Annotated in this window: 7 protein-coding genes and 1 pseudogene; 7 read left to right on the forward strand and 1 reads right to left on the reverse strand. The window is 66.5% G+C overall.

Going from position 1 to position 13,781, the window contains the following annotated elements; all coding sequences use genetic code 11:
• Window positions 1–314: 314 nt before the first annotated feature.
• Together QZX93_RS15740 and glsA are read left to right on the forward strand one after the other, a co-directional pair.
• The gene (locus QZX93_RS15740) at window positions 315–1,094 is read left to right on the forward strand and encodes a 20S proteasome subunit A/B (protein ID WP_295391663.1); all 780 of its coding nucleotides are present in this window, start codon (window positions 315–317) and stop codon (window positions 1,092–1,094) included.
• A 56-nt stretch (window positions 1,095–1,150) separates the two neighbouring features.
• Window positions 1,151–2,137 (forward strand): glutaminase A, encoded by a 987-nt coding sequence (glsA, locus tag QZX93_RS15745; RefSeq protein ID WP_295391665.1) that lies wholly within the window; start codon window positions 1,151–1,153, stop codon window positions 2,135–2,137.
• A 145-nt stretch (window positions 2,138–2,282) separates the two neighbouring features.
• Here the strand turns inward: glsA and QZX93_RS15750 are convergent, their stop codons facing one another.
• Window positions 2,283–3,803 carry an alpha/beta fold hydrolase gene (locus QZX93_RS15750; RefSeq protein ID WP_295391667.1) on the reverse strand — a complete coding sequence of 507 codons (1,521 nt, stop codon included), beginning with the start codon at window positions 3,801–3,803 and terminating at the stop codon, window positions 2,283–2,285.
• Between the two features lie 539 nt (window positions 3,804–4,342).
• Here QZX93_RS15750 and QZX93_RS15755 point away from each other — a divergent pair.
• The 5 genes and pseudogenes from QZX93_RS15755 (at window position 4,343) to QZX93_RS15770 (ending at window position 13,585) form a co-directional block, all read left to right on the forward strand.
• Window positions 4,343–4,954 (forward strand): DUF3611 family protein, encoded by a 612-nt coding sequence (locus tag QZX93_RS15755; protein ID WP_295391670.1) that lies wholly within the window; start codon window positions 4,343–4,345, stop codon window positions 4,952–4,954.
• Window positions 4,955–5,152: 198 nt separating this feature from the next.
• Window positions 5,153–6,121 (forward strand): annotated as a pseudogene (locus QZX93_RS27405) (AI-2E family transporter); the annotation flags it as partial.
• A gap of 42 nt (window positions 6,122–6,163) precedes the next feature.
• Window positions 6,164–9,016 carry a cation-transporting P-type ATPase gene (locus QZX93_RS15760; RefSeq protein WP_366760511.1) on the forward strand — a complete coding sequence of 951 codons (2,853 nt, stop codon included), beginning with the start codon at window positions 6,164–6,166 and terminating at the stop codon, window positions 9,014–9,016.
• A gap of 235 nt (window positions 9,017–9,251) precedes the next feature.
• On the forward strand, window positions 9,252–10,496 hold the full coding sequence (locus QZX93_RS15765; protein WP_295391674.1) for an efflux RND transporter periplasmic adaptor subunit: 1,245 nt from the start codon (window positions 9,252–9,254) through the stop codon (window positions 10,494–10,496).
• Window positions 10,493–13,585 carry an efflux RND transporter permease subunit gene (locus QZX93_RS15770; protein WP_295391676.1) on the forward strand — a complete coding sequence of 1,031 codons (3,093 nt, stop codon included), beginning with the start codon at window positions 10,493–10,495 and terminating at the stop codon, window positions 13,583–13,585. Before QZX93_RS15765 ends, QZX93_RS15770 begins: the two co-directional genes overlap by 4 nt.
• Window positions 13,586–13,781 lie beyond the last annotated feature (196 nt).

Consider the following 13,781-nt stretch of genomic DNA (forward strand, 5'->3'; position numbering starts at 1 on the left):
AAGCCATGAGCGTGGCCCGTAACGCGCCACGCTGGATCAAGATGCTCACGAAGCACGGCTTCCTCCCCGCCTGAACAACCGGCGAGGGCCGCAGTTTTTTTCAGGGCCGTCCAAGGGCCAGGGCGGAGCTTGGTCCGCGGCTCCCCAATCTTTCACGGTAAAGCCTTGCACTCCAGCCCCGGGATACTCAAGGCGACGGCTCCCAAGGGCAGTGCCCCGGGCGTTATACTGCGGGCCCGGCACAGTCGGCGGTTGGCGCGCGAGCGCACCGTGTTGACGAACAAAGACCCCTGGACCATGAGGACCTTTCTGCCATGACATATTGTGTGGGACTCTTGCTCGATGAGGGCCTGACCATGGTGTCCGATTCCCGCACCAACGCGGGGGTCGACTATATCTCGACCTACAGCAAACTCCATGTCTTGCAGCCCGCGCCGGACCGGCTCTTCGTGCTGATGGCCGCCGGGAGCCTGGCGACCACGCGGGAGGTCTTGGACCGCATCCGCCGGGACCTCGACCAGGCCGCCAATCCCAGACCCAGCCCCTTTCAGCAGGCCCCCACCGCGACCCTGGGCAACGTCAACTACCTCTTCGAGGCGGCCACCTATATCGGCCAGTTGAGTCAGGCGGTACAGAACGAGCATGGCCCGGCCCTGCGGCAGGCCGGGGTGAGTGCGGAGGCCAGCTTTATTCTGGGCGGGCAGATTGCGGGCGAGGCCCATGGGTTGTTCTTGATTTACCCCCAAGGCAACGCCATCGCCGCCACCCCCGAGACGCCTTATCTACAAATCGGCGAGAGCAAATATGGGAAGCCCGCACTGGATCGCATTGCGCACCCGGGGCTCTCGCTCGCCGATGGGGCTCGCCTTTGCCTGGTGTCTATGGTTGGCACCGCGCGCTCCAACCTGTCGGTGGGACCACCGTTCGAGGTCGCCATTTGCCCGCGCGACCAGTTGTTTCTCTCCCATCGGCTGAAATTGGAAGACGGCTCGCCGGAGCTCGAGGCACTCGCATACAGTTGGAACCAGAGTCTGTCCCAAGCCTTCTTTGCGCTCCCACGCTTTAGTTGGGAACCGGGTAATGCCCCATCCTAGCACCTTTAGCACCGCCGCCGTGCCACCACGGCAGCGGCCTGCCTACGGTATTGCCTATGTCGATCGCTGACTGTGTCTCCACCGGCCACCTGACCGCCCCCGAGGTGGTCGAGGGCCTGGTGGCCGAGGCCCATGCTCGCTTCCAGTCGAATGACGGGGGGCGGGTGGCCGATTACATTCCGGCCCTCGCCCAGGTGCCGAGCCAGCGCTTTGGGATTTGTCTGGCGGGCGTCTCCGGACAGTGCTTCACGGCCGGCGATGCCGACGTTGAGTTCACGATCCAGAGCATCTCCAAGCCCTTTGTCTTCGCCCTGATCTGCCAGACCATCGGGGAAGACGAGGCGCGTCTGCGCCTGGGTGTCAACAGCACCGGTCTGCCGTTCAACTCGGTCATTGCGGTGGAACGTGCCGGCGACGGATTGACCAATCCGATGGTCAATGCCGGCGCCATCGCGACCACCAGCCTGGCACCCGGCGCCACCGCTACCGCGCAGTGGCAGTTCATTGCCGACGGCTTGTCCCGCTTTGCCGGGCGGACACTGACGCTGGATGAGGCGGTCTACCAGTCCGAGGCCGCGGCCAACCAGCGCAACACGGGCATTGCCAAGTTATTGCAGCGCTATGACCGGATCTATTCCGATCCGGTTGAGGCGACGGATATCTATACCCGCCAGTGTTCATTGCGCGTGACCGCCAGAGATTTGGCCGTCATGTCGGCCACCCTGGCAAACGGCGGAGTCAACCCGCTGACCGGCGAGCAGGTCATCGCCCCCAGCCTCTGCCAGCATATTCTCGCCGTGATGGTTACCGCCGGGCTGTATGAGACGTCCGGCGACTGGCTCTATGAGATCGGTTTGCCCGGCAAGAGCGGGGTGAGCGGCGGCCTGATCACGGTCGCTCCCGGCAAGGGCGGCCTTGCGACCTTCGCGCCGCTGCTCGACGCCGCCGGCAACAGCGTCAAGGGGCAATTGACGGCCGGCTTTTTGTCGCAACAACTGGGCTTGAATCTATTCGCTTCACGGCCTGCCGCTGGGTCGCGGTAGGCAACATCCGCTTGACATCAGGCCTTGGCCATCGCTCCGGTTAGACCTGTTCTTGCGGCAACCCGTCGCGGCCGGGGCCGCTCCTACGCGGGTAGGAGCGGCCCCCAGGCCGCGCCGAATGTTCGCGGGGTGGCCGGAATAATGATCAAGGCCCAGCCGGCGCATCGGTCATTCCTTCGTGGAGAATGCGCCGCAATTCCTCAATGGCCTGGGGATGCCCAATACCACTGTGCCCGGCGGGGACGACGACCTCGGACTCCACCGTATCGAGATGCGCGCTGCGGTACGGGACCACACCGTCCGAGCTGGTCGCCAGGGTGCCCCGCCCGCGGTCGCCAATGATCGAATGGGACGGGACGCTCGGGCGGGTGCCATCGAGCAGACGCAGGAACTGCGATTGCGGAGACAGGCCGTGGATGCTGGTCGGCAGGCGCCCGTCCAGGCTGTCGGGAACCAGATGGGCATAATGGGCCAACTCGCCGATCAGCGTTTCGGGCAGGCGGATCAGACGGATGCCCCAGGCGCCGATGCTGTTGGTGGCGAACGCACTGCCGCGATGCGGTGTGAACATGAAGACGACCCGGCTGACATCCGTTCTCGGTTCAAAGACCAGCGCGCGCCGTACCGGGTTGGTCTCGGGTAATTCCTTGATCTTTGGGTTGATGGTCGCCGCCTCATCCAGCTCGACGTGGGAGACCTGCACGCGGGCGAGGATGCCGCCCATGCTGTGCCCGACCAGGATCATCGGCCGATGCACGCCATGGTAGCGCGTGGTGTCGTCCAGGGCCTCGCGCAATTGGAGTGCGGACAGCGGGACTGGCTGGCTGGTGGGGTAATAGAAGAACCAGAACTGGTAATGGGCGCGGATTGCCGCGTCGGCCAGCAGCGGCTTGACCACTGATCCCCACATCCTCGGCGTGGACATCAGGCCATGCACCAGGACCACCGGGGTCTTCGCAGGGTCGAAGGGCTGCAAGAAGACGATCCGTGGTCGCCCACGGAAGCGGTCGGGTCGCAGCAGATTGGTCAGTCCATCCCAGTTACGCGGACCGGTTGCGCGGGTGGCGTCCAGCGGCGCCTCCAAGTCCATCGCGACCGCGACCTTGCCGTACCGGGTGGGTACTGAGCGGATGCGGTCGGGGTCCACCAACGCGGCATCGCAGCAACCCGCGGGCGAGTGGTTCGGCCAGGCCAACAGGGTGAGCGGGACCTGATAACCCGCGAGCGGGGCATTGGCGCCACCGGGGACGATGCGACCCACCGCCGACAGCCCCAGACCGGCGCGGTGCAGGCCAGGCTCGGTCACGTCAGGGCGCATGACCGGCGCTATGTCCGCAAAGGTGGCGGGTGCATAGACCCCCGGCCGATCATTGCCGAGCGCGACCAACGCCGGGGCCGACAAGGGAGCCGACCCGGGGCCCCGCACGTGCTCAGGCCGGGCCGCGTCCGCCAGCAGTTCGGGCAGGTGGCTCGCCACCAAGTCCCGATAGTCGACCCTCGCTTGGGCGCGCTGCGGGTCGCTGCTGCGGGGCGAGGCGAGGACCCGCAGCGCCGCGTCGAGACGGGCTCCGAGGACCGGCGTTTCAAGCCGATCCGCGGGCCGCGGCAAGGATTGGCAGCCGGCGAGCAGGAGGCACAGGAAGAGGCTCGCGGCCGTTCCCCGCACTGGGCCGGTCAACCTGAAAACAGCGGCGATCACGCGAATGCGCTAAGAATGCGAATGTTTTTCACGATACGAATCAACACGTCCGAAATAGTACGGTGCCACTAGGACGCAAGCTATACGCCGCAGCGGGTGACCGGACACCGGTGCTACGCAGCGCAGATCGCCAGAGCCTTCACTAAGCAATTGTCACGCCGAGGCGCCAAGCTCGCCAAGGTTCTTCAGTGCTTTATCGATGTTCGGCGACTCACCCGGCGGGTGAGCCGGACACTGAACGCATCCCATTGTCTTACTTGGCGAGCTTGGCGCCTTGGCGTGAGCGATTCCCGGATTTAGGTTCAAGCATAACCGTGATCTTGCTCAATCGCCAAGTGGGTGGGCGATCGGGGTGGGCGATCGGCTGCGCGTTACTGCCAGCTCGCTTGTTTTTTTTTCGCTTGATGCTATCTTCGGCAACCGCTCCCTAAGTCCGGATCGGGGCCTCCCGGCTCCGCTTCGATCGCTCACCCAGACGGACCGTCACGCGCGGCCAGGTGTCACTCATGAGTATGTTGAAGCAAGTCGTTGAGGGTCTGCATGGCGCGCAGATCGAGGGTCTGGGCAAGACCTTTACCCGCTTGGGACGGATCGGTTTTTGGCTCCAGGTGGTGCTGGGCTCCGTCCCCTTGGTTGTGATGCTCTATGTCTTTGTGTTTTCAGGCAGCGTCTCGGGCCCGCGCAGCGGCCTGCCGATCGTCGGGCTGTTGAGCCTGGCCAATATGCTGGTGCTCCTGTTTACGATCGTGTGGTTCTATCGCTACGCCGGTCTCGGTAAGCGGATTGCCGATCCCCAGTCGCGTCCGACCGAGTCGGCGGTGCTCGCGACCGTGTGGACTGGCCTGGTCGCGAGCAGCCTGGGCATCCTGTTCTCCATGGTGGTGATGCTGCTGGAAGTGGGGCAACTCCTCTTCTATTTCCTCTCCGCACCCCAGGCGGGTATCGCGACCATTCAGACGGTGGCCGGCGTCTCCTCCAGCTGGGTCTCCGCGGTCGATCTGGTGAGCCTGTTGGCCCTGGTGCAGATGCTCGCCGCCGAGGTGATCGCCTTGGTGTTGGGTCTCTGGTTGATGTTCCGGACCACCCAGGTCGCCGGGGAGTTCCCGAAAGCCGTTTAGCGTGGACCTGGGCCCTTGGTCGGCCCCGAGCAATGTCGTCGGCGGCGCCGACGGCTTGGTCATCGCCAGGGACGGCGTCGAGAAGTCCCGGTGTGCCCCGTGGCGCCCGGTTTGTTGATCCATTCCATGATCAAGGCCGCGTTCCTGTACCAGTTCTGTCCCAGTTCACACAATCCTAGTGCAGGAGCCACCGTCACCATGAATGCCCTATCCGCCTTCTCGGCGCCCGCCCGCGGTCTGATCGTCGCTGGGGCCGTGGCGCTGGTCTTGACCCTGATGAAGACCGCGGCGCCGCTGCTGGCGCCGATCCTGCTCGCCGTCTTCATCGCCATCGTCGCCACCCCGGCGCTGGCCTGGATGCGCCGCAAGGGCGTGCCGAAGTGGGGCGCCCTGATCCTGATCGCCTTCGTGATGCTTGATGTCGGCAGCCTGATCGCGCTGATGACGACCGGTGCGCTCGAGGGCTTCAAGGACAGCCTGCCGGGCTATCAGGAACGCTTGACGGCCCTGGTCCAGCACTTCGGCGGCCTGATGGCGGGGACGGGCGTGGACCACCCGGACGCGGCGGCGACCGACCTGATGGACCCGGCCAAGCTCATGGCCTTTGTACCTCAGTTGTTGTCCAGCGCCAGCGGCGTCTTCGCGGACGGGCTCCTGGTGCTGCTCACCGTCATCTTCATCCTGCTCGAGGTGCCGACGATGGCGCCCAAGCTGAAGGCGGCCTTTCACATCACCCAGGCCGGCGAGGCGCGCCTGTCGCGGATGCTGGATAACATCAATCGCTATATGCGGATCAAGGCCCTGACCAGCCTCGCCACCGCCGTCTGTATCTGGATGCTGCTGTGGTTTTTCGGGATCGACTTCGCCATCCTGTGGGCCGTGCTGGCCTTCTTCCTGAACTTCCTGCCGGTGGTCGGCAATATCCTGATGATGATCCCGGCGGTCCTGCTGGCGCTGGTGCAGGTCGACCTGAGCACTGCGCTGATGGTCGCGGCCGGTTACCTGGTGATCAACACCGCCATCGGCAATGTCATCGAGCCGCGGATCATGGGCAAGGGGCTCGGCATCTCGACGCTGGCGGTCTTTATTGCCCTGTTGTTCTGGGGCTGGCTGTTCGGCACCGTCGGCATGTTCCTGGCGGTGCCGCTGACCACGGCCCTGATCATCGCGCTCGACGCGAGCGCCCACACCCGCCCGCTCGCCATCCTGATGGGGCCGGCGATCGCGGCGGCCCCGGCGAGCGCCGTTGCGGTGGCGTTGGACGCAGACGGGCCGGACGCGACCGCCAAGCCTTTGTATCGCGTCGCCGCTCAGGTTGACGGTAAGCCCCTGCCGGCCGCCGCGGCCTCCCGCGCCTTCGAACTCGGCGACCCCTACGCCCTGCAAGGCGACGCGGTCCTGCACGCCCTGCACAGCACGGCCGACGGCCTGACGGCCGCCGAGGCGGCCAAGCGGCTCGCGACCGTCGGTCCCAATCGGCTGCCGAGCCCACCGAAGGACGGGCCGCTCAAGCGCTTCGTGCAACATTTCAACGATATCCTGATCTATATCCTGATCGCCGCCGCGGTGGCGACAGCGCTCAAGGGTTACTGGATCGACACCTGGGTGATCCTCGCGGTGGTGGTCATCAACGCCGTCATCGGCTTCATCCAGGAGGGTCGGGCCGAGGACGCACTGGAGGGCATCCGCAAGATGCTCTCGCTGCACGCCCACAGCCGCCGTGGCGGGGAGTGGGTGGAGGTCGAGTCGGCCGAGCTGGTCCCCGGCGACATCGTGCGGCTGCGTGCCGGCGACCGGGTGCCGGCGGACCTGCGCCTGCTCGAGGCGGTGAATCTGCGCATTGAGGAATCCGCCCTGACCGGCGAGTCGGTGCCGAGCACCAAGGGCAGCGAGCCGGTGGACGACGCCGCCGGCATCGGCGATCGGCGCGGGATGGCCTACTCGGGTACGCTGGTGGCGGCCGGGCAGGGCACCGGGGTGGTGACCGCCACCGGCGCCTACACCGAATTGGGCCGGATCAACCGGATGATCTCGGAGGTGCAGACCCTGGACACCCCACTGACGCGGCAGATGGCCGCCTTCGGCCGGGTGCTCTCGGTGATTATCCTGGGGATGGCCGTCGCGATGGTCCTGATCGGCTGGTTCCTGCACAGCTTCGGGCTCGAGGAGCTGATGATGGCGACGATCGGCTTCGCCGTGGCCGCCATCCCGGAGGGCCTGCCCGCCATCATGACCATCACGCTGGCACTCGGCGTCCAGGAGATGGTGCGGCGCAACGCCATCACCCGCAAACTCCCGGCGGTCGAGACCTTGGGTTCCGTCACCGTGGTGTGCTCGGACAAGACCGGCACCCTCACCCGCAACGAGATGACGGCACGCCATGTGGTCACCCGGGTGGAACAGTACGACGCGGCCGGGATCGGTTATGCCCCGCAGGGTCACCTGTCGCTGCACGGGCAGCCGATCGCGGTGGCGGCCCACCCGGACCTGGAGGCCTTGATCGAGACGATGGCGGTCTGCAACGACGCCGAGATCGCCGAGGAGGACGGCCACTGGCGGGTCATCGGCGAGCCGACCGAGGGGGCGCTACGCACCCTGGCCCGCAAGGCCGACTTCGCTGCGGCGGACTATGCGCGCCTGGCCGTCGTGCCCTTCGACTCCGATCTGAAGTTCATGGCCACGCTGAACCAACTGCCCGGGGGCGGCCGGCGCATCCTGATGAAGGGCGCGCCTGACCGGTTGCTGGAGCGCTGCTCCGGCCAACGCCGCGCCGACGGCACCGTGGAGCCGCTCGAGCGCGCCTTCTGGGAGGCCCACATCGACCGTCTCAGCGGCGAGGGCCTGCGGGTGCTGGCCGCCGCGAGCCGCGAGAGCGCGTCGGGTAAGGACGATCTGGGCGTCGCCGATCTGGATGGGATGGTGTTGCTGGGCCTGGTCGGCATCATCGATCCACCGCGACCGGAGGCGATCACGGCCATCGCCGCCTGCCACCAGGCGGGTATCGCGGTGAAGATGATCACCGGCGACCACGCCGGCACCGCCAGTGCCATCGGCCGCGAGATGGGCATCACCACGGACGATCGGGCCGTCACCGGGGCCGAGCTGGAGGCGGCCAGCGACGAGGAACTGCAAACCATCGTGGCCAAGTACGACATCTTTGCCCGCACCAGCCCGGAGCATAAGCTGCGGCTGGTCCAGGCCCTCCAGGCCAATGGCGAGGTCGTGGCGATGACCGGCGATGGGGTCAACGACGCCCCGGCGCTCAAGCGCGCCGACGTCGGCGTCGCCATGGGTATCAAGGGGACCGAGGCGACCAAGGAGGCGGCCGAGATCGTGCTGGCGGACGACAACTTTGCGTCGATCGAGCGTGCGATCGAGGAAGGCCGGACCATCTACGACAATCTGCAAAAGTCGATCCTGTTCCTGCTGCCGACCAATGGCGCCCAGGCCCTGGTCATCCTGGTCGCGGTCCTGTTCGGCTTCACCCTGCCGCTGGCGCCGGTGCAGATCCTCTGGGTCAACATGGTGACCGCGGTAACCCTGTCCCTGGCGCTGGCCTTCGAGCCCGCCGAACCGGGGGTGATGAGCCGACCGCCGCGGCGTCCGGGTGCGCCCATTCTGGGCTGGTATTTCATCTGGCGCATCGCCCTGGTCTCGGTGCTGATCGGCGCGGCCACCACCGCGGTCTTTCTCTTTGAGGAGGGTCGCGGCTATTCGGTGGCAGCGGCGCAGACGATGGCCGTCAACACCCTGGCGTTCGGGCAGTTGTTCTTCCTGTTCAACAGCCGCTTCCTGCACGCCTCGAGCCTGCCGCTCCGACTGTGGTTCACCAACCGCGTGGTCTGGTTGGCCGTCGGCGTACTGGTCTTACTGCAACTACTCTTCGTGTATGCACCCTTCCTGAATCGTTGGTTCCACACGGCGCCCCTGGGCCCGCGCGATTGGCTGTTACCGGTCGGCATCGGCGTCGCGATCTTCCTGGTGGTCGAGTTCGAGAAGGCCGTGGCGCGTGGGTTTGCGACCCCGGGCGGGCGGACCGCCGTGACCGCGGCGAACGTCTGACGGCCATGGCAGCAGACCGGGCGATGAACGTCGCCCGTGGGAGCGGCTTCAGCCGCGACGAGGCCTTGGCCGCTCGCGAGGTCCCGTCGCGGCTGAAGCCGCTCCCACCGGGTCCCGGCCTGACTTTCACGGTAACGCGGATCAAACATCGGGAATCAGCGACCGTGGAATCGCTGATAAAATCCCACTTCTTAGCGATGCATCGGCGCGGATATCCAGCGCTGGAGGTTTCCTCTTGGAAAAGTCAGTCCTGACCAAGCGCGCCGCCGCGGTACGCGCGGCATCGAGGGTCCGCCGGGTGTCCGTACCCGGCGTCCTCGCCTTGGCGGTCCTGCTCTGCGCCTGTCGGCCGGCCGAGGCGCCTAAGGTCGAGCCGGAGCCGATCCGTCCGGTGCGCGTCGTCACCGTTGAGGAACTCCCGGGTGGCGAGACAGTCACCCTCACCGGCAATGTGCAGTCCCAGGACGAGGTCAATCTGGCCTTCCGGGTCGGCGGCCAGTTGCTCGAGCGCTCGGTGAGGGTGGGCGATCGGGTGCGCGCCGGTCAGGTGGTCGCGCGTCTCGACGCGGCCGACGCGCGCAACGCGCTCAATGCCGCCCGCGCCAGCCTGGCCGGCGCCATGGCACGCCTGACGGAGGCGCGTAATACCGTGGCGCGTTACGAGCCCCTACTGCCGCGGGGCTTCGTCTCCCGTGTCCAGTTCGATCGGGCAGTGGAGGCCCGGCAGGCCGCGCAGGCCCAGGTAGACGCGGTCCAGGCGCAGGTAGCCACCGCCGAGAACACCCTGTCCTACACCAATCTGGTGGCCGACGGCGCCGGGACCGTCACCGCCCGCGGGGCCGAGCCGGGCGAGGTGGTCGCCGCCGGGCGAATGGTGGTCCAACTCGCCCGCCAAGGCGGACGGGATGCGGTCTTCGACGTGCCGGCCCGGGTCAAGGATCGGGCCTCCGCGGACGCCCCGGTCGAGGTGGTCCTAAGCTCCGACCCCAAGGTCCGCGCCACCGGCCGGGTGCGCGAGGTCTCCCCTCAGGCGGACCCGGTAACCCGCACCTTCCGGGTCCGGGTGGGCCTGAACAACCCGCCGGACGCCATGCGGCTGGGGTCCACCGTCACCGGCTCGGTCCATCTGGGCGGTACCTCGGGCATCCAGGTCCCGGCCTCGGCGCTCACCGCCTCCCAGGGCGCGCCTGCGGTGTGGGTCCTGAACCCGTCGACCAACACGGTGGCGCTGCGCAACATCGATGTGGCGCGCTATGAACTGGACCGGGTGCTGGTCGCCCAAGGACTCGATGCCGGGGAACTGGTGGTCACCGCCGGGGTCCAGACACTGCGCCCCGGGCAGCAGGTGCGGCTGTTAGGGCAGGGGGGGGCGACCAAGGCGCCGCTGAAGGCTGAGGCCCAACCGGAAATCCAGGCCGAGATCAAGGTTCCGGCGCCAACAGCGGCGCCGGCTCAGGTCAAGCCAGGGGCTAAACCATGACGGGTTTCAACCTTTCCGGCTGGGCCATCAGTAACCGCTCACTGGTGGTCTTCCTGATGATCGTGGCGGTCGGGGCGGGCGTGGGCACCTTCTTCAAGCTCGGCCGTGCGGAGGACCCGGCCTTCACCTTCCGGACCATGGTGGTGCGGGCGTCCTGGCCGGGGGCGACCCTCCAGGACACGCTCGACCAGGTCACTGAACGCCTGGAGCGCACCCTGCAAGAGGTGCCGAACCTCGACAACCTGCGCAGCTTCACCAATGCCGGGACCACGACCATCTTCGTGGATCTCAAGGGCAGCACCTCGCCCTCAGCCGTTCCGGATACCTGGTATCAGGTGCGCAAGAAGGTGGCGGATATGCGCCATACCCTACCCGTCGGCATCGTCGGCCCCGGCTTCAACGACGAGTTCGGCGACACCTTCGGTATCATCTACGGCTTCACCGCGGACGGCTTCAGCCATCGGGAACTGCGCGACTATGTCGAGGACGTGCGTTCCCAGCTCCTGCGGGTACCGGACGTGGCCAAGGTCGACGTGCTCGGCGCCCAGGACGAGCGGATCTTCGTCGAATTCGACATGGCCAAGCTCGCTGGCTTGGGCTTCGATCCCGCCGCACTCACCGCCGCGCTCCAGGCCCAGAATGTGGTGCGCCCCACCGGCGTCATCCAGACCGGGGACGAGGCCATCTCCCTGCGGGTCTCCGGGGCCTTCCGCTCCGAGGCGGATCTCCTCGCCGTCAACTTCGCCATCGGGGACCGCATGCTGCGCCTGGGCGACATCGCCCAGGTCCGCCGCGGCTACGCCGACCCGCCCCAGCCGATGTTCCGCGTCAACGGCCAGCCGGCCCTGGGGCTTGCCATCGTCATGCGCGAGGGCGGCGACATCCTCACCCTCGGTGAGAACGTCGGCAAGGCCATGAAGAAGATCGTCGCGAACCTGCCGATCGGCATCGAGGCGACCCGCGTCGCCGACCAGCCGGTGACGGTCGATGAGGCCATCAACGAATTTACCACCTCACTCTGGCAGGCGATCGCCATCATCCTGGCCGTGAGTTTCCTGAGCCTGGGTGTACGCGCCGGGACCGTGGTGGCCCTGTCGATCCCGCTGACGCTGGCCCTGGTATTCGCCATCATGGGTCTGGTGCATATCGACCTGCACCGGATCTCATTGGGTGCGCTGATCATCGCGCTCGGCCTGCTGGTGGACGACGCCATGACCACGGTGGATGCCATGACCCGTCGTCTGGCGCTGGGGGAGGACAAGTTCACCGCCGCCGCCTATGCCTATCGGACCCTGGCCTTTGCCATGCTCGCCGGCGCCCTGGTGACCATCGCCGGCTTCGTCCCCATCGGCTTCGCCCAGAGCACGGCCGGCGAATACACCTTTTCCATCTTCGCGGTGGTGGCCATTGCGCTGATCGTCTCCTGGCTGGTGGCGGTGGTCTTCGCGCCGGTCCTGGGGGTGGCGCTGCTCGTGGCGCCGAAAGGCGGTACCGGGCAGTCCCAAGCGCCGGGGGCGGCCATGCGCGCCTATCGTGGCTTCTTGAGTGGCGCCATGCGGGTGCGCTGGCTGACCATCCTGGTCACGATCGCGCTCTTCCTCGGCTCGCTCTATGGGCTACGACTGGTCCCGCAGCAATTCTTTCCGAGTTCGGATCGCCCCGATCTGCTGGTGAATGTCACCCTGCCGCAAAACGCATCGATCCACGCCACCGAAAGCGCGGCGCAACGCCTCGACGCCATCCTCGGGAAAGACCCGGATGTGGACCATTGGAGCACCTATGTGGGCCAGGGCGCCGTGCGCTTCTACCTGCCGCTGGATGTACAACTCCCCAATCCATTCTTTGCCCAGGTCGTCATCGTCGCCAAGGACGTCGCCGCGCGCGATCGGCTGGCGACCAAGCTGGAGACGGTGTTGCAGGATGAATTTCCGAGCGCGGTCGGGCGGGTCGCACCCTTGGAATTGGGCCCGCCGGTCGGCTGGCCCATCCAATACCGGGCGATCGGCCCGGACCCGGTGCAACTGCGCGAGATCGCGCTCAAGCTGGCCCAGGGGATCGCCGAAGGCGGGGGCCGTCATGTCAATTTCAATTGGATGGAGCCAGCCCGGCAAGTCTCGGTGCGGATCGACCAGGACCAGGCGCGGCTCCTGGGGCTGAGTTCCCAGGCGATTGCGGCGGTGCTCAATACGAACATCTCCGGCACCGCCGTCACCCAGGTGCGCGACGGCATCTTCCTGATCGACGTGGTGACGCGCGAACAGGAGGGGCAGCGGCTCTCGGTGGCGAGCCTCCAGACCCTGCCGGTGGCACTGGCGAACGGGCGCACCATCCCGCTCAACCAGATCGCCACCTTCGAGTATGGCCAGGACTACCCACTCATCTGGCGGCGCAACCGGGTGCCGGCCCTCACCGTCCAGGCCGACGTGGGCCCCGGGGTACTGCCGGAATCGGTGGTCGAGGTACTCACGCCCAAGATCGCCGAGATCGCCACCGGGCTGCCCGCGGGGTATTCGATCGAGCCGGGCGGCACGGTGGAGGAAAGCGCCAAGTCACGCAATTCGGTGATGGCGGTGGTGCCGCTGATGCTGCTGATCATGCTCAGCGTACTGATGTTCCAGTTGCGCAGCTTCCCGCTGCTCATCATGGTCTTGAGTATCGTGCCGTTAGGACTCATCGGCGTGGTCGCCGCACTCTTGTTGGCGAATAAGCCACTCGGCTTCGTCGCCATCCTGGGCGTGCTCGCCCTCATCGGCATGATCGCCAAGAACTCGGTGATCCTGATCACCCAGATCGAACAGGAGCGGCGGGCGGGTCAGTCAATCTGGGACGCCGTGGTCGAGGCCAGCAGTTCGCGCTTGCGCCCCATCATGCTCACCGCGCTGTCCACCGTGCTCGGGCTCATCCCGATTGCCCCGACGGTCTTCTGGGGTCCCATGGCCTTCGCCATCATGGGCGGGCTGCTGGTGGGCTCGCTCCTCACCCTGGTCTTCGTGCCCACGCTGTATGTGACTTGGGAGTCACTCAAGGGCAGCGATCTGCGGGCGGTCCCCGCCGGGAAGCCTGACGGCGGGCCGGAGCCTTCAACCTGAAAAAAGCAATTGTCCGCAAATGAACGCAAATAAACGCAAATGAATCAAATGCTTGACTTCAGCTCCGTCGTCGCCCGCGAGGTGAGCTGGTGACCCAGGCCAAGTTCTTGATTATTGGCGTTCATTTGCGTTCATTTGCGGACGAACTGCTCTTTCTAGGTTCAACCTAAACTCGGGCATTGCTCACGCCAAGGCG

It is taken from the genome of uncultured Thiodictyon sp., from assembly GCF_903946935.1.
In the GTDB taxonomy this organism is placed as follows: domain Bacteria; phylum Pseudomonadota; class Gammaproteobacteria; order Chromatiales; family Chromatiaceae; genus Thiodictyon.